The sequence below is a fragment of the Stenotrophomonas sp. 05N423 genome, from assembly GCF_056397145.1.
In genome coordinates this window covers 534,969-549,492 of record NZ_JBFTMV010000001.1, presented here as the reverse complement: position 1 = coordinate 549,492, position 14,524 = coordinate 534,969, and the positions used below count along the sequence as shown (strand labels likewise).

Annotated in this window: 17 protein-coding genes and 2 pseudogenes; 6 read left to right on the top strand and 13 right to left on the bottom strand. The window is 68.1% G+C overall.

Features of this window, described 5'->3' with window-relative positions; translation table 11 throughout:
• Nucleotides 1-136 precede the first annotated feature (136 nt).
• From AC1DGW_RS02505 to prmB, 4 genes are all read right to left on the bottom strand, one after another.
• Nucleotides 137-1,162 carry an aspartate-semialdehyde dehydrogenase gene (locus AC1DGW_RS02505; protein ID WP_478019085.1) on the bottom strand — a complete coding sequence of 342 codons (1,026 nt, stop codon included), beginning with the start codon at nucleotides 1,160-1,162 and terminating at the stop codon, nucleotides 137-139.
• An 84-nt stretch (nucleotides 1,163-1,246) separates the two neighbouring features.
• A complete protein-coding gene (locus AC1DGW_RS02500; RefSeq protein ID WP_478019084.1) occupies nucleotides 1,247-2,299 on the bottom strand; it encodes a 2-hydroxyacid dehydrogenase in 1,053 nt (350 codons plus the stop codon).
• Nucleotides 2,292-3,395, bottom strand: coding sequence for a chorismate synthase (gene aroC / locus AC1DGW_RS02495; protein ID WP_478019083.1), 1,104 nt, complete (start codon nucleotides 3,393-3,395; stop codon nucleotides 2,292-2,294). The genes AC1DGW_RS02500 and aroC overlap by 8 nt, the downstream gene beginning before the upstream one ends.
• Complete coding sequence (prmB, locus tag AC1DGW_RS02490) at nucleotides 3,392-4,318, bottom strand: 50S ribosomal protein L3 N(5)-glutamine methyltransferase (RefSeq protein ID WP_478019082.1); 927 nt, start codon at nucleotides 4,316-4,318, stop codon at nucleotides 3,392-3,394. The genes aroC and prmB overlap by 4 nt, the downstream gene beginning before the upstream one ends.
• A 212-nt stretch (nucleotides 4,319-4,530) precedes the next feature.
• On the opposite strand from prmB, the gene AC1DGW_RS02485 reads away from it, so the two are divergent.
• The 4 genes and pseudogenes from AC1DGW_RS02485 to AC1DGW_RS02470 form a co-directional block, all read left to right on the top strand.
• Nucleotides 4,531-5,178: an SCO family protein gene (locus AC1DGW_RS02485; protein WP_478019081.1), complete on the top strand. Its 648-nt coding sequence runs from the start codon at nucleotides 4,531-4,533 to the stop codon at nucleotides 5,176-5,178.
• Nucleotides 5,175-6,017, top strand: coding sequence for an archaetidylserine decarboxylase (gene asd, locus AC1DGW_RS02480; RefSeq protein WP_478019080.1), 843 nt, complete (start codon nucleotides 5,175-5,177; stop codon nucleotides 6,015-6,017). The genes AC1DGW_RS02485 and asd overlap by 4 nt, the downstream gene beginning before the upstream one ends.
• A gap of 80 nt (nucleotides 6,018-6,097) precedes the next feature.
• Nucleotides 6,098-6,220: pseudogene (locus AC1DGW_RS02475) on the top strand (phosphatidylserine decarboxylase); the annotation flags it as partial.
• Nucleotides 6,221-6,298: 78 nt separating this feature from the next.
• A pseudogene (locus tag AC1DGW_RS02470) lies at nucleotides 6,299-6,421 on the top strand (archaetidylserine decarboxylase); the annotation flags it as partial.
• Between the two features lie 117 nt (nucleotides 6,422-6,538).
• Here the strand turns inward: AC1DGW_RS02470 and hflX are convergent.
• From hflX to rlmE, 7 genes are all read right to left on the bottom strand, one after another.
• Nucleotides 6,539-7,849: a ribosome rescue GTPase HflX gene (hflX, locus tag AC1DGW_RS02465; protein ID WP_478019079.1), complete on the bottom strand. Its 1,311-nt coding sequence runs from the start codon at nucleotides 7,847-7,849 to the stop codon at nucleotides 6,539-6,541.
• A gap of 14 nt (nucleotides 7,850-7,863) precedes the next feature.
• A complete protein-coding gene (gene hfq / locus AC1DGW_RS02460; protein WP_433851201.1) occupies nucleotides 7,864-8,145 on the bottom strand; it encodes an RNA chaperone Hfq in 282 nt (93 codons plus the stop codon).
• Nucleotides 8,146-8,231: 86 nt separating this feature from the next.
• Nucleotides 8,232-9,185: a tRNA (adenosine(37)-N6)-dimethylallyltransferase MiaA gene (gene miaA / locus AC1DGW_RS02455; protein ID WP_478019078.1), complete on the bottom strand. Its 954-nt coding sequence runs from the start codon at nucleotides 9,183-9,185 to the stop codon at nucleotides 8,232-8,234.
• Complete coding sequence (gene folP / locus AC1DGW_RS02450) at nucleotides 9,185-10,081, bottom strand: dihydropteroate synthase (RefSeq protein WP_478019077.1); 897 nt, start codon at nucleotides 10,079-10,081, stop codon at nucleotides 9,185-9,187. Before folP ends, miaA begins: the two co-directional genes overlap by 1 nt.
• The gene (locus AC1DGW_RS02445; RefSeq protein ID WP_478019076.1) at nucleotides 10,081-10,266 is read right to left on the bottom strand and encodes a hypothetical protein; all 186 of its coding nucleotides are present in this window, start codon (nucleotides 10,264-10,266) and stop codon (nucleotides 10,081-10,083) included. The genes folP and AC1DGW_RS02445 overlap by 1 nt, the downstream gene beginning before the upstream one ends.
• A 265-nt stretch (nucleotides 10,267-10,531) precedes the next feature.
• Nucleotides 10,532-12,454: an ATP-dependent zinc metalloprotease FtsH gene (gene ftsH / locus AC1DGW_RS02440; protein WP_478019075.1), complete on the bottom strand. Its 1,923-nt coding sequence runs from the start codon at nucleotides 12,452-12,454 to the stop codon at nucleotides 10,532-10,534.
• 55 nt (nucleotides 12,455-12,509) lie between these two features.
• The gene (gene rlmE / locus AC1DGW_RS02435) at nucleotides 12,510-13,139 is read right to left on the bottom strand and encodes a 23S rRNA (uridine(2552)-2'-O)-methyltransferase RlmE (RefSeq protein WP_478019074.1); all 630 of its coding nucleotides are present in this window, start codon (nucleotides 13,137-13,139) and stop codon (nucleotides 12,510-12,512) included.
• A 64-nt stretch (nucleotides 13,140-13,203) separates the two neighbouring features.
• Here rlmE and yhbY point away from each other — a divergent pair, with 64 nt between their 5' ends.
• Both yhbY and AC1DGW_RS02425 read left to right on the top strand, forming a co-directional pair.
• The gene (yhbY, locus tag AC1DGW_RS02430) at nucleotides 13,204-13,509 is read left to right on the top strand and encodes a ribosome assembly RNA-binding protein YhbY (RefSeq protein ID WP_478019073.1); all 306 of its coding nucleotides are present in this window, start codon (nucleotides 13,204-13,206) and stop codon (nucleotides 13,507-13,509) included.
• Between the two features lie 17 nt (nucleotides 13,510-13,526).
• Nucleotides 13,527-13,910, top strand: a complete 384-nt coding sequence (locus AC1DGW_RS02425; protein ID WP_478019072.1) for an Mth938-like domain-containing protein — start codon at nucleotides 13,527-13,529, stop codon at nucleotides 13,908-13,910.
• 78 nt (nucleotides 13,911-13,988) lie between these two features.
• On the opposite strand, the gene AC1DGW_RS02420 is transcribed toward AC1DGW_RS02425, so the two are convergent.
• Together AC1DGW_RS02420 and AC1DGW_RS02415 are read right to left on the bottom strand one after the other, a co-directional pair.
• Nucleotides 13,989-14,216, bottom strand: coding sequence for a hypothetical protein (locus AC1DGW_RS02420; protein ID WP_478019071.1), 228 nt, complete (start codon nucleotides 14,214-14,216; stop codon nucleotides 13,989-13,991).
• 109 nt (nucleotides 14,217-14,325) lie between these two features.
• Complete coding sequence (locus AC1DGW_RS02415) at nucleotides 14,326-14,502, bottom strand: hypothetical protein (protein ID WP_478019070.1); 177 nt, start codon at nucleotides 14,500-14,502, stop codon at nucleotides 14,326-14,328.
• Nucleotides 14,503-14,524: the final 22 nt, after the last annotated feature.

Below are 14,524 nucleotides of genomic sequence, written 5' to 3'. Positions count from 1 at the left end.
CCGTTCGCGCTTCGCGCAGTGGCGCGCCCCCTTACCAAGGGGGCTTTGCTCCAGATGCTTTCAGGTGGGTGTTGGCAGGTACCGATGGGGTGCCGACCGTTGGTCGGCAGTGCAGGATATTCCGGCTTGTCTTGCCTCAGCCGCCGTTGGCGACCAGCTCGGCGACCTGCACCGCGTTGAGCGCGGCACCCTTGCGGATGTTGTCGGCCACCACCCACATGTTCAGCCCGCGCGGATGCGAGAAGTCCTCGCGGATGCGGCCCACGTAGACCGGGTCGGTGCCCGAAGCATGGGTGACCGGGGTCGGGTAGCCGCCGGCCCTGCGCTCGTCCACGACCTTCACGCCCGGTGCGGCGGCCAGCAGTTCGCGCGCCTGCTCCACGCTGATCTTCTTCTTCGTCTCGACGTTCACCGCCTCCGAGTGGCCATAGAACACCGGCACGCGCACGGCGGTCGGGTTCACCTGGATGCTGTCGTCGCCGAGGATCTTGCGGGTCTCCCAGACCAGCTTCATTTCTTCCTTGGTGAAGCCGTTGTCCAGGAACTCGTCGATGTGCGGGATCAGGTTGAAAGCGATCTGCACCGGGAACTTCTTCGGCTCGATTTCCTGGAAGCCCAACAACTGCGCGGTCTGCTTGCCCAGCTCTTCCATGCCGCTCTGGCCGGCGCCGGAAACGGACTGGTAGGTGGCCACGTTGATGCGCTCGATGCCGTACTCGCGGTGGATCGGCGCCAGCACCGGCATCAGCTGCATGGTCGAGCAGTTCGGGTTGGCGATGATGCCGCGCGGGCGGTTCTTCGCCGCTTCCGGATTGACCTCGGAGACCACCAGCGGCACGTCGTCGTCATAGCGGAACGAGGACGAGTTGTCGATGACGACCGCACCGACGGCGGCGAACTTCGGCGCATATTCCTTCGAGATGCCGCCACCGGCGGAGAACAGGGCGATCTCGACGCCGGCGGGATCAAACGTGGCCAGATCCTGGATGGTGACCTTCTCGCCGTTGAACTCAACCTGCTGGCCGGCCGAGCGCTCGGAGGCGAGCAGGCTCAGCTTGCCGACCGGGAAATCGCGCTCGGCGAGGATGGCCAGCATGGTCTGGCCGACCGCGCCGGTGGCGCCGACGACGGCTACGTGGAAACGACGGGCTTCATTGCTCATGGGGTGTACTCGAAAGAAAGAGATGGGGGGACACACACGTCGAGCCAGGTTCGGGGAACCTCCGGCGACAGCCTCGGAGGCTCCCTACCGTTTCTTGATGTCGATTTTGGTGCCGGCATTGCCCGTGCGCGCCATGCCATCGGCCAGCAGGCCGGCATTGACCGCATTGGCGGGATGGCCGGCATCCGGGCCGATGCCCAGGCCCGCCAGCAGGTTGTCCACCGCCACCTGCACCATTGCCCGGCGCGTGGCCAGCGAGGCGCTGCCGACATGCGGAGTCAGCACGATGTTGCGCAGGGCCAGCAGCTCCGGACGCACGTCCGGCTCGTTCTCGTAAACGTCGAGCGCGGCCGAGGCCAGGCGGCCGTGCGCCAGTGCCTCGGCCAGCGCCAGTTCGTCGACGATGCCGCCGCGGGCGATGTTCACCAGCGTGGCGGTGGGCTTCATCTTCGCCAGTGCGGCGGCATCGATGATGTGGCGGTTCTGCGCGGTATATGGCAGCACCAGCACCAGATGATCGACGCTGCCCAGCAGCTCGTCGAAACCGGTGTAACGCGCGCCGACCGTCAGCTCCACGTCCGCGGGCAGCCGCGAGCGGTTGTGGTACAGCACCTTCATGCCGAAACCATGGTGGCCGCGGCGGGCGATGGCCTGGCCGATACGGCCCATGCCGAGGATGCCCAGGGTGCTGCCATGCAGGTCGGCGCCGAGCATGGTGGTGAACGACCACTGCCCCCAGTTGCCCTCGCGCAGCCAGCGGTCGGACTCGACGATGCGCCGCGCCGCGGCCATCAACAGCGCGAAACCGAGGTCGGCCGTGGTCTCGGTGAGGACGTCCGGCGTGTTGGTGGCGACGATGCCCGCCGCGCCCAGCGCCGGGATGTCGAGATTGTTGTAGCCGACGCCAACGTTGGCGACGACCTTAAGTGCGTTGGCGCCGGCGATCTCGGCCGCGCCGATGCGTTCGTTGAGCGTGACCAGGGCGCCATCGGCGTCGGCCAGGTGCGTCGCCAGCGCCGCGCTGTCGTGCGCGGTGACGGTCGGCGTGGCCACCACGTCGCAGTACGCGGCCAGCTGCGCGACGGTGTCGTCGAACAGCGGCTGCGATACCCAGACGCGGGGCCGCCGGTCAGCCATCGAGGCTCCCGGGGATGCGCGGCGTAACCACGCCGACGTCGCCGCACTGCGCGCGGTGGCGCAGCGCCTGGTCCATCAGCACCAGCGCCAGCATCGCCTCGGCGATGGGCGTGGCGCGGATGCCGACGCAGGGGTCGTGGCGGCCGGTGGTGATGACCTCGACCGCGTTGCCCTCCACATCCACCGTCGCGCCGGGCAGGCGCAGGCTGGAGGTCGGCTTGAGCGCCATCGACGCGACGATCTGCTGGCCGGTGGCGATGCCGCCGAGGATGCCGCCGGCATGGTTGGACTGGAAGCCCTCCGGCACGATCAGGTCGCGGTGCGCGGTGCCCTTCTGCACGACGCTGGCGAAGCCGTCGCCGATCTCCACGCCCTTGACCGCGTTGATGCTCATCAGCGCCGCGGCGATCTCGCCGTCGAGCTTGCCGTAGATCGGCTCACCCCAGCCCGGCGGCACGCCATCGGCGACCACGTTCACGCGCGCGCCGACCGAATCGCCGGACTTGCGCAGCGCATCCATGTACGCCTCCAGCTCCGGCACTTGGGCAGCGTCGGGCCAGAAGAACGGGTTGTCCTCCACCGCGCTCCAGTCGAAGCCGGTCGGGGTGATCTCGCCCAGCTGCGACAGCCAGCCGCGCACGGTCACGCCGTAACGTTGCTTGAGCCACTTCTTGGCGATCACGCCGGCGGCCACGCGCATGGTGGTCTCGCGCGCCGAGGAACGGCCGCCGCCGCGCGGGTCGCGGATGCCGTACTTCTGCCAGTAGCTGTAGTCGGCGTGGCCGGGGCGGAACTGCGCGGCGATGTTGCTGTAGTCCTTGCTGCGCTGGTCGGTGTTGCGGATCAGCAGCGCGACCGGCGTACCGCTGGTGCGGCCTTCGTACACGCCGGACAGGATCTCCACCTCGTCGGCCTCGCGCCGCGCCGAGGTGTGCCGGCTCTTGCCGGTGGCCCGGCGCTGCAGGTCGTGGGCGAACTCCTCCGGCGCGATCTCCAGCCCTGGCGGGCAACCATCGATCACGCAGCCGATCGCCGGCCCGTGCGATTCGCCGAAAGTGGTGACCGTCAGCAGCTTGCCGAAGGCGTTGGAGCTCATCGCTGCGCCGCCAGCTCGGCGATGCGCGCATGATGGGCGCGCAGTTCGGCGGCCTCGACCGCGAAGATGCCCATCTGCCCGACCTTGAACTCGATCCAGGACATGAACACTTCCGGCAGCAGCTTGACCAGGTGCTGCTCGGATTCGCCCACTTCGCAGATCAGCAGGCCGTCCTCGCCCAGGTGGTCCGGCGCGTCGCGCAGGATCTTCAGCACCAGGTCCAGGCCGTCGTCGCCGGCACGCAGCGCCAGGTCCGGCTCGTGCGCGTATTCGCGCGGCAGCGCATCGGTCTCGTCGTTGGTGACGTACGGCGGATTGGTGACGATCAGGTCGTAGACGCGACCCTGCAGGCCGGCGAACAGGTCGCTTTTGACCAGCTCGACGTTGTGCGCGAGCAGGCGCTCCTTGTTCTCGACCGCCAGCGACAGCGCGGCGTCGTTGATGTCGCTGCCGTCCACCTGCCAGTTCGGGTAGTAGTGGCCCATGGCGATGGCGATGCAGCCCGAGCCGGTGCACAGATCCAGCGCACGGGTGACGTCGCGCCCGGCCAGCCAGGGCTCGAAGCCATTGAGGATCAGCTCGGCGATGGGCGAGCGCGGCACCAGCGCGCGCGCGTCGCTCTTGAAGCTCAGCCCGGCGAACCACGCCTCGCCGGTAAGGTAGGCCGCCGGCACGCGCTCGGCGATGCGGCGCTCGAACAGCGCCAGCACCTGCTGCTTCTCGTCGGCCAGCAGGCGCGCCTGGCCGTAGGCCGGGCCCAGGTCCGGCGGCAGGTGCAGGGTATGCAGCACCAGGCTGGTGGCTTCGTCCAGCGCATTGTCATAGCTGTGCCCGAAGGTCAGGCCCGCGGCATTGAAACGGCTGGCGCCGTAGCGGATCAGGTCGATGATCGTGTGGAGTTCGGCGGCCGCCTGGGCTGTCATGGCAATACGGGAAACAGGGGATGGTCTGCGATTATAGGCGTGCACCCGGTATATTGAGCGCCCGGTTGCAGCCGAAACTGCGGCGATGTCCCGGCATCAGGCCGCAATACCCCGGCAAGGGCCGGCATGCCACCGGATCCCGCCATCGCCGCCCGCAGGCCCGCGCTCCGCCCTGGCCCGGCGCCGCCATCACCCGTACGGAGAAACGGTCCATGTTCAACCGCAATACCGGCATCGTCCTGGCCATCGCGCTGGCAGCAGGGCTGGGCCTGTTGCTGGCGCAGAAGGTGTTCGACCCGGCCGGCAACGGCGGCCACCAGACCGGTTCGATCATTTTCTATCCCACGCCACGGCCGCTGCCGGATTTCAGCCTCAGCCAGTCCGATGGCACCCGCCTGATTCCCGGCGAACTGCGCGGACACTGGACCCTGGTATTCCTGGGTTTCACTTCCTGCCCGGACGTGTGCCCGACCACGCTGGCCGAACTGGCGCTGGCGCAGAAGCAATGGGAAACCATTCCCGAAAGCCTGCGGCCGCGCGTGGTGTTCGTCTCCGTCGACCCGGAACGCGACACGCCGGCGCGGCTGGGCGAGTACGCCCACGCTTTCCACAAGGACACGCTGGCCGCTACCGCCGACGTGCCGTCGCTGGAACGTTTCGCCACCCCGCTCGGCCTGGTGTTCCAGAAGGCGCCGGGCAAAAACTTCGACAGGAACCCGGACGACTACAGCATGGACCACTCGGCCAGCATCGCCGTGCTCGATCCCGAAGGCCGCCTGGCCGGCCTGATGCGCCCGCCGTTCGACCCGAAACTGATCGCCAGCGACCTGACCAAGCTCACCGGAAAAACCGCACCATGAGTCTGCTGACCACGCTCACCTATGCCCTGCCCCATCGGCTGCTGTCGTCGATGGCGCGCTCTCTGGCCTATTCGCGCAGCCCGCGCGTCTCGCGCTGGCTGATCGACACGGTGACGCGGAAATTCGACGTCAACCTGGCCGAAGCGGCCGATCCGGACCCGCGCAGCTATGCCAGCTTCAATGCCTTCTTCACCCGCGCCCTGAAGCCGGGCGCACGCGTGGCCGATGCCGACCCGCGCGCGCTGCTGATGCCGGCCGATGGCCGCATCAGCCAGCTCGGCGCGATCGAGGGCGGGCGCATCTTCCAGGCCAAGGGCCAGTCGTTCACCGCCGCCGAACTGCTCGGCGACGCCACCGCTGCCGCCCCCTTCGCCAACGGCCTGTTCGCCACGGTGTACCTGTCCCCGCGCGATTACCACCGCGTGCATATGCCCTGGACCGGCACCCTGCGCGAGACCGTGCACGTGCCCGGACGCCTGTTCAGCGTCGGCCCGGACGCGGTGGCCAAGGTGCCGCGCCTGTTCGCCCGCAACGAGCGGCTGGTATGCCACTTCGACACCGATTTCGGCCCGATGGTGCAGGTGATGGTCGGCGCGCTGCTGGTCAGCGGCGTGGAAACGGTCTGGAGTGGCGAAGAAATCCCCGCCTACGGCGACCGCATCACCCGCAAGGACTGGCGCGGCAAGGGCATCACGCTGGAGCGGTTCGCGGAGATGGCGCGCTTCAACTACGGCAGCACCGTGATCGTGCTGCTGCCGCCGGGCGTGGCTGAATTCGACCCGGCATTGAAGGCGGAGAGTCCGGTGCAGTTGGGGCAGATGCTTGCGCGATTGAAGTAACGGCCCGTTCCGACGCGGCCACATCACTACGCGTGGCGACGCGCCCCCCCCCTCTGGCGCCTTGCTGTTATTGAGGCGCGGCGCGTTTCAACTACGGCAGCACCGTGATCGTGCTGCTGCCGCCGGGCGTGGCTGAATTCGACCCGGCATTGAAGGCGGAGAGTCCGGTGCAGTTGGGGCAGATGCTTGCGCGATTGAAGTAATCCCCCGTTCCGACGCGGCCACATCACTACGCGTGGCGACGCGCCCCCCCTCTAGCGCCTTGCTGTTATTGAGGCGCGGCGCGCTTCAACTACGGCAGCACCGTGATCGCGCTGCTGCCGCCGGGCGTGGCCGAGTTCGACCCGGCATTGAAGGCGGAAAGTCCGGTGCAGTTGGGGCAGATGCTTGCGCGATTGAAGTAATCCCCCGTTCCGGCGCGAGGTTGTGCGCCTCCGACAGAAACAGCAACGCGGAAAACGAAACAGGAGCGACGCGCGTCGCTCCTGTTTCGTTTCCAGCCCACACCCATCGTGGGCGGCTCACCATTCCGGCTCCCGCTCCGGCAGCAATGCGCGGATCACCTGCCCATCGGCGCCGGCGGCCAGCTTCTCCGCTTCGGCGACGGGGATGTCCACCTCGATCAGCCAGCCTTCCTCGTCGGCCTGTTCGCTGCGGATGACTTCCAGCTGGTGCAGGCGCGAACGCAGCCTGCCGGCGCCGGGCGGCAGGCGCACGCGGCCGGTGACGTGCTGCAGGCCCAGGCGCTTGCCCAGTACCGACTGCAGCAGGTCCAGGCCGCGGCCGTCGCGCGCGGAAATCCATACGCGTTCGCGCCGCGCTTCGTCCGGCACGCCGTCCTGCGCGTCGTGGCGCACGTCCGCACCTTCGATGCGGTCGATCTTGTTGAACACCAGCAACTGAGGCAGCCCGCCGGCACCCACCGCCTCCAGCACCTCGTCCACCTGGGCAATGCGCTCCTCGCGCAGCGGATCGGCGGCATCGACCAGGTGCAGCAGGAAATCCGCCTCGCGCGCCTCGCTCAGGGTGGAGCGGAACGCCGCCACCAGTTCGTGCGGCAGGTCGCGCACGAAACCGACGGTGTCGGCCAGCATCGCGTTGCCGCCGGGCAGCGCGATGCGGCGCACGGTCGGGTCGAGCGTGGCGAACAGCTGGTCGGCGGCGTAGGCGCCGGCACCGGTCAGCGCGTTGAACAGGGTCGACTTGCCGGCGTTGGTGTAGCCCACCAGGGCCACGCGTGGCATCTCGCTGCGCACGCGCGCGCGGCGCATCTGGGTGCGCTGCACTTCCACCTTTTCCAGGCGTTTCTGCAGCTGTTCCACGCGCTTCTGCAGCAGCCGGCGGTCGGTTTCCAGCTGGGTTTCGCCGGGGCCGCGCAGGCCGATGGAACCGCCGCGCTGGCGCTCCAGGTGGGTCCAGCCGCGCACCAGGCGCGTGGCCAGGTGGCGCAGCTGCGCCAGTTCCACCTGCAGCTTGCCTTCGTGGCTGTGCGCACGCTGGGCGAAGATGTCCAGGATCAGCCCGGTGCGGTCGATCACGCGCCGCTCCAGGAACCGCTCCAGGTTGCGCTCCTGCACCGGGGTCAGCGCATGGTTGACCAGCACCAGGTCGGCGCCGGTGGCGTCGGCCATGGCCTTGACCTCGTCCAGCTTGCCGCTGCCGATCAGGGTGGAAGGATTGGGTCGGTCGATGCGCGCGGTCACGGTGGCCGCGATGCTGGCGCCGGCCGAGCGGGCCAGGTCGGTGAACTCTTCCAGCACATCCTCTTCCAGCCGCCCCGCGTGCGGCTGGATCAACAGCGCGTGTTCGCCTCGTTTCGAACGGTCAAACACGCGCCACGTCCTGCTTATTCGTTGTCGTTGTCGTCATCGCCTGCCTGATTGCTGTCGGCCGATTGCACGTAGCCGCCGCCCGGTCCCACGCGCACGTTGCGCGCCGGCACCACGGTGGAAATGGCGTGCTTGTAGACCATCTGGCTGACCGTATTGCGCAGCAGCACCACGAACTGGTCGAACGACTCGATCGTGCCCTGCAGCTTGATGCCGTTGACCAGGTAGACCGAAACCGGCACGCGCTCGCGGCGCAGTGCGTTCAGGAACGGGTCCTGCAAGGATTGCCCCTTGGACATCTTCAACTCCTCGTTATTGTTCTTATGGGCCGACGCAGTCTCCCCCGCCGCGCCGGACTGCCGATGGTACACCGCCACAGGCCCGCTCACCTTGCCAGAAACAGGGAAATCGCCTCGCGCAGGCGCGGCATGTCGGTGGCGGGGTCGAACCAGCGCGCGTCCAGTTCACCGCGCAGCCAGGTGAGCTGGCGCTTGGCCAGCTGGCGGGTGGCGAAGATCGCCTTGTCGCGGAAGCCGGCGGCGCTGTCGTCCCCATCCAGGAACTGCCAGGCCTGGCGGTAGCCCACGGCGCGGATCGCCGGCAGGTCGAGCGGCGCCGGCACGTCCGCCATCGGCGGCAACGCGCGCAGGCGCCGCACTTCGTCGAGGAACCCGGCCTCCAGCATCAGGTCGAAGCGGCGTTCGATGCGCGCGTGCAGCACGGCGCGGTCGGCCGGCGCCAGCACCAGCTTGAGCACGCGCGCCGGCAGGCGGGCGACGCCGGGCAACGCCTGCCAATGGCTGATCGGCCTGCCGGTGAGCCGGTAGACCTCCAGCGCGCGCTGGATGCGCTGTGGATCGGTGGCGTGGATGCGCCTGGCCGCGGCCGGATCGACCTGCGCCAGCTGCGCGTGCAGCGCCGGCCAGCCCACGGCCCCGGCCTCGGCACTGATCGCCGCACGGATGGCCGGGTCGGCCTCCGGCATCGGCGAAAGCCCCTGCAGCAGCGCGCGGAAGTACAGCCCGGTGCCGCCTGCAAGGATCGGCAGCCGGCCACGCGCGACGATGTCGCGCACCGCGGCGGCGGCATCGGCGGCGAACTCGGCGGCCGAGTAGCTCTGCCAGGGGTCGCGCAGGTCCAGCAGATGGTGGGGAATGCCGGCGCGCTCGGCTTCGTCGGGCTTGGCCGCGCCGATCTCCAGCCCGCGATATACCAGCGCCGAATCGACGCTGACGATCTCGCCGCCATGGCGCCTGGCCAGTTCGATCGCCGCCGCGGTCTTGCCCGACGCGGTGGGCCCCATCAGCGCGATCGCCAGCGGCCGCGTGTCGGCCGCCATCAGTCCTCGTCCGGCCAGCGCGGCGGCGCGGGACGGTCGGCGCGCTGCGCCGGTACCGCATCGAACGCGGCCAGCACCCTGAGCGCATCGACCGTGGCGGCCACGTCGTGCACGCGCACGATCTTCGCGCCACGCTGCACTGCCAGCAGGTGCGCGGCAACGGAACCGGCCACGCGCTCGGCGGCGATGGCGCGGCCGGTGACCTCGCCGATGCAGCGCTTGCGCGACAGCCCTGCCAGCAGCGGCACGCCCAGCGCCAACAGTTTTTCCTGCGCCGCCAACAGCGTGAAATTCTGCGCGGTGTCCTTGTTGAAACCGTAGCCGGGATCGACCACCAGCCGGTTGCGGGCGATGCCGGCCATCTCCGCGGCGAAAATGCGTTCGGCGAGGAAGCGCTGCACGTCGCCGGCGACGTCGTCGCTGTCCCAGGCCACACCGGCGTCGTGCGGCCCGCCCACCGCATGCATCAGCACCACGGCGGCACCGGAACCGGCCACGGCCTCCATCGCACCGGGCTGGCGCAGGGCCTGCACGTCGTTGACCATGCCGGCGCCGGCGGCCAGCGCCGCGCGCATCACCTCGGGCTTGCAGGTATCGATGCTGACCGGCACCGTCGCGCGCGCGACCAGCGCCTCGATCACCGGCACCACGCGCGCGATCTCCTCCTGCGCCGACACCTGCGCGGCGCCGGGCCGGGTGGACTCGCCACCGATGTCGAGCAGGTCCGCGCCCTGTTCGACCAGCGCCAGCCCATGGGCGATGGCCGCCGCGGCATCGAAGTGCAGCCCACCATCGGAGAACGAATCCGGGGTGACGTTGACGATGCCCATCACCCGCGGGCGGTCCAGCCGCAACGGCCGGCCGGCGCAATCCAGTACCGGAGACGTGTCGAACATCAGCGCCTGCTCCTCGCCCGGACCACGGTGCCCAGCACGCTGAGCGCCACGCCCAGCACGATGCCGATGAAGATGCCTGCCAGGTAATGACCGGTCTTCACCCCGAAGGCGACGCCGGCCACGGTGGCGATCACCATTTCCGGCAGGTGGGTGGAGGTTTTGGGAGCGGGAGTCTGGGTAGTCATACGGCAGGCGGCTGGGGCACGGCGACCCATTGTCTCCCGCGGATGCGGCCATCGGAACCATCGAGGCCGAAAACGGGGGCTTCCATGATGGGAAAAGACCGGCGTGCGTGGCAACGGACCTGTCTACGAATGCCCTGCAATGCACTCCCGGGAGCCGGCAGCAGGCCATCCGCGGACAGGCCCACTCCACGCCTGGTTTCCGGTTCCCGGAAACAGGACAGGCCGGAATATCCGGCCTGTCCTGTTCAATACCCTGGCGGCAGGCTCAATGCTGCCCGGCCGGATCGCTGATCGGCGCCACCGGACGTTCGTCGCCCCCCTTGTCACCGTCCGACGGGTCGCTCTTGCCCTTGTCCACCCAACCGGCCGGCGGCGAGGGCTTGCGGCCTTCCATGATCGCCTTGACCTGCTCGGCATCGATGGTTTCCCAGTCGAGCAGCGCGGCGGTCATGGCTTCAACGATGTCGCGCTTCTCTTCCAGGATGCGGCGCGCCACGGTGTACTGCTCGTCGAGGATGCGGCGGATCTCCGCGTCCACCTTCTGCTGGGTGGCCTCGGAAATCGTCTTGCTGTGCATGCCGTAGCCGGCTTCCTCGTCGGCATAGACCATGGTGCCCATCACGTCGGACATGCCGTACTTGGTGACCATGCCGCGGGCCAGCTTGGTGGCGCGCTCGAAGTCGTTGGAGGCGCCGGTGGACATCTCGCCGACGAAGATCTCCTCGGCGATGCGGCCACCAAACAGGATCGCCAGTTCCTCGAGCATGCGGTCCTTGTACTTGCTGATGTGGTCGTGCTCGGGCAGCTGCCAGGTCACGCCCAGCGCCCAGCCGCGCGGCATGATGGTGACCTTGTGCACCGGATCGGCCTTGGGCAGCGTCATGGCGACCACCGCATGGCCGGACTCGTGGTAGGCCGTGTTGCGGCGCTCGTCCTCGCGCATGACCATGCTGCGGCGCTCCGGACCCATGTAGATCTTGTCCTTGGCGTCCTCGAAGTCCTGCATGCCCACTTCCTGCTTGCCGCGGCGCGCGGCGAACAGGGCGCCCTCGTTGACCAGGTTGGCCAGGTCGGCGCCGGAGAAGCCCGGGGTGCCGCGCGCCAGCACTTCCGGCTTGACGTCGTCGGCGGCCGGCACCTTGCGCAGGTGCACGCGCAGGATCTGCTCGCGGCCCTTGATGTCGGGCAGGCCGACCATGACCTGGCGATCGAAGCGGCCCGGGCGCAGCAGCGCCTTGTCGAGCACGTCCGGACGGTTGGTGGCGGCGATCACGATCACGCCCTCGCCGCCCTCGAAGCCGTCCATCTCGACCAGCATCTGGTTCAGGGTCTGCTCGCGCTCGTCATGGCCACCGCCCATGCCGGAACCGCGGTGGCGGCCGACCGCATCGATCTCGTCGATGAAGATGATGCACGGCGCATGCTTCTTGGCCTGCTCGAACATGTCGCGCACGCGGCTGGCGCCGACGCCCACGAACATCTCGACGAAATCCGAGCCGGAAATGCTGAAGAACGGCACCTTGGCCTCGCCGGCGATGGCACGCGCCAGCAGGGTCTTGCCGGTGCCGGGTGGGCCGACCATCAGCACGCCGCGCGGGATCTTGCCGCCGAGCTTGGTGAACTTGGAGGGGTCGCGCAGGAAATCGACCAGTTCGCCGACTTCTTCCTTGGCCTCGTCGCAGCCGGCCACGTCGGCGAAGGTCACCTTGATCTGGTCTTCGCCCTGCAGCTTGGCGCGCGACTTGCCGAAGGACATCGCACCCTTGGCACCGCCACCGCCGCCCTGCATCTGCCGCATCATGAAGATCCAGAAGCCGATCAGCAGCAGCACCGGCAGGAACTGCAGCGCGATGCTCCAGAAGCTCGGGCCGGTGGCCGGCTTCATGCGCACGATGTCGACCTTCTTGGTATAGAGCTGGTCGATGAGCTTTTCGTCGCGCGGCGCGTACAGCGAGCCTTCGCTGCCGTCGCTGCGCTTGAAGCGGATGGCATTGGTGGTCAGGGTCGTATCGTCGGTGAACTCCACCGACTTGATCCGGCCAGCATCCACTTCCTGCAGGAACTGGGTGTAGTTGTTGGCGTCACCGACGGTGGGCGTGCCGCCGCGCGGGGCGAAGCTCTGGAACACCACCATCAGCACGACGGCGACAACCACCCATAGCAGGAGGTTCTTGGTCAGGTCGTTCATCCTCATCGGCTCCGGCGTTCCTCTAATTTCTGACGCGATTCGTATGGTATCGAGCTTACTTGATCTGCGTGCGCTTGCCCTGGCCCAGGGCATAGACCTCGGGCGAGCGCTTGCGCGAGGCTTCCGGCTTGCGGATCACGACCTTGTCGTAACGGCGGCGCATTTCCCGCACGTAATCGTCAAAGCCGACGCCCTGGAACAGCTTGATCAGGAACGCCCCACCCGGCTTGAGATGGTTGTCGGCGAAATCCATCGCCAGCTCCGCCAGGTGCATCATCCGCGGCTGGTCCACCGCATCCATGCCACTCTTATTGGGGGCCATATCCGACAGGACAAGGTCCACCGGCTGGTCGCCGAGCATGGCTTCGAACTGGGATAGGACGGTTTCTTCCCTGAAGTCACCGTGAAGGAACTCCACGCCGGCCAGCGGCGGCATCTCAAGGATGTCCAGCGCCAGCACCCGGCCGCTGTCGCCCATCTGTCTCCGCACCTGCTGCGACCAGCCGCCCGGCGCGGCGCCGAGGTCGACCACCACCATGTTCGGCTTCAGCAGGCGGTCGCGCTGGAGCAGTTCCTCCAGCTTGTAGGCGGCGCGCGAACGCATGCCCTCGGACTGCGCCTTCTTCACGAAGGGGTCGGAGAAATGCTCCTTCAACCAGCGTTGACTGCTCTTGCTGCGGGACATCGGAATGGGGCCTGTAGGGGTGGGCATGATACCCTGAACCCCCTTGATAACCCGTAATCACTGCATGTCCATCGTCCTCACCCCGTCCCAGAACCGATTCCTGCGCGGCATGGCGCACGATCTGAAAGCACTGCTGCAGATCGGCGGCAAGGGAGTCACCCCCGCTTTCCTGGCGGAACTGGACGAGGTGCTGGAACGGCATGAACTGATCAAGGTGAAGATCGCCGCCGAAGACCGCGAGGCGCGCGACAGCATGGTGGCTGAACTGGTCGACGCCAGCGGCAGCGCGCTGATCCAGCGCATCGGCCATGTCGCCGTCCTGTACCGCCCGGCCCGGGAAAAGCGCCAGATCGTGCTGCCCCGCGGCTGACCGCCCAGGAGCAGAAGATGCAACTGAGCCGCGAACTGCCCGATTACACCTATTCCCTGCGTTCGGCCGATGGCCACCAGGCCCGGGTCAACGACCGGACGCTGGGGCGCAGCTTCATTCTTTCCCCCGACCAGTTGATCGAAAACTGGACGGTGGCCGCGGTCGGCCAGCTCACCGTGGCGGACCTGACGCCCGCGCTGGAACAGAACCCGGCCGTGTTCATCCTCGGCACGGGCGAGCGGCAGGTATTCCCGCCGGTGGAGGTCATGGCCGCCTGCCTGACCCGCGGCATCGGCATCGAAGTGATGAACAACGCCTCGGCCGCGCGCACCTTCAACGTGCTGGCCGGCGAAAACCGCCGCGTGGTCGCTGCGTTCATCCTGGAAACCAACGGCAGCTGATGCTCTCCGCCACGCACCGGGCAATGGTGCAGTGACACGCTCATCCGCAACCCCTGTTCCCGCGCGCGCGTCCTGCGGTCAACGCAATGGCTCGCCCTTGAGCCAGCAGACGAGCAGGAGAAGCAGGATGACGCCCACGTTGCAGGCGAGGGAGAGAACGGGCTCGGCCACGGGCGGGAACATCACGAAACCGGCGACCAGCAGCGCTGCCGTCGCCGCATAGGCGAGCCATCCCTGCCACGCCAGCGGCCATCCCCAGCCCCATCCGAGTTCCTTGGCGGCGAACCAGTAACGCGATTTCCCCACGCTCCTCCTCCTCGACCGGCACCGGGCCAGCGTATACGTCCATGACTGCGGCGCGGCCGGGATGCCACTGCCCGCAGCACCCGTCCGAACACCAGCTCCTTGCGACGGCTCAGCTGCCTTGCAGCCGCGCCCTGCGCTCCAGCAGATCGAACAGGTACCGGCCGATCCCGACCATCAGCGCCATCAGCAGGCGGCGCCAGTCGAATGCCCAGGCCAACACCGTCAGTACGACATAAACGGGAAACACGGCGAAACACGCTTCCTTCATGGCATCGACGAACGGCATCCCTGTCCTCCATGTCCCGATG

Bases quoted from the DNA above. Each gene is read 5' to 3' on its own strand.
- miaA (WP_478019078.1), bottom strand. From the start codon at position 9,185: ATGGCGGCCGACACGCGGCCGCTGGCGATCGCGCTGATGGGGCCCACC.
- AC1DGW_RS02445 (WP_478019076.1), bottom strand. From the start codon at position 10,266: ATGACTACCCAGACTCCCGCTCCCAAAACCTCCACCCACCTGCCGGAA.
- ftsH (WP_478019075.1), bottom strand. From the start codon at position 12,454: ATGAACGACCTGACCAAGAACCTCCTGCTATGGGTGGTTGTCGCCGTC.
- AC1DGW_RS02425 (WP_478019072.1), top strand. From the start codon at position 13,527: ATGCAACTGAGCCGCGAACTGCCCGATTACACCTATTCCCTGCGTTCG.
- rlmE (WP_478019074.1), bottom strand. From the start codon at position 13,139: ATGTCCCGCAGCAAGAGCAGTCAACGCTGGTTGAAGGAGCATTTCTCC.
- aroC (WP_478019083.1), bottom strand. From the start codon at position 3,395: ATGAGCTCCAACGCCTTCGGCAAGCTGCTGACGGTCACCACTTTCGGC.
- AC1DGW_RS02415 (WP_478019070.1), bottom strand. From the start codon at position 14,502: ATGCCGTTCGTCGATGCCATGAAGGAAGCGTGTTTCGCCGTGTTTCCC.
- yhbY (WP_478019073.1), top strand. From the start codon at position 13,204: ATGTCCATCGTCCTCACCCCGTCCCAGAACCGATTCCTGCGCGGCATG.
- asd (WP_478019080.1), top strand. From the start codon at position 5,175: ATGAGTCTGCTGACCACGCTCACCTATGCCCTGCCCCATCGGCTGCTG.
- prmB (WP_478019082.1), bottom strand. From the start codon at position 4,318: ATGACAGCCCAGGCGGCCGCCGAACTCCACACGATCATCGACCTGATC.
- AC1DGW_RS02485 (WP_478019081.1), top strand. From the start codon at position 4,531: ATGTTCAACCGCAATACCGGCATCGTCCTGGCCATCGCGCTGGCAGCA.
- AC1DGW_RS02500 (WP_478019084.1), bottom strand. From the start codon at position 2,299: ATGGCTGACCGGCGGCCCCGCGTCTGGGTATCGCAGCCGCTGTTCGAC.
- AC1DGW_RS02505 (WP_478019085.1), bottom strand. From the start codon at position 1,162: ATGAGCAATGAAGCCCGTCGTTTCCACGTAGCCGTCGTCGGCGCCACC.
- hfq (WP_433851201.1), bottom strand. From the start codon at position 8,145: ATGTCCAAGGGGCAATCCTTGCAGGACCCGTTCCTGAACGCACTGCGC.
- folP (WP_478019077.1), bottom strand. From the start codon at position 10,081: ATGTTCGACACGTCTCCGGTACTGGATTGCGCCGGCCGGCCGTTGCGG.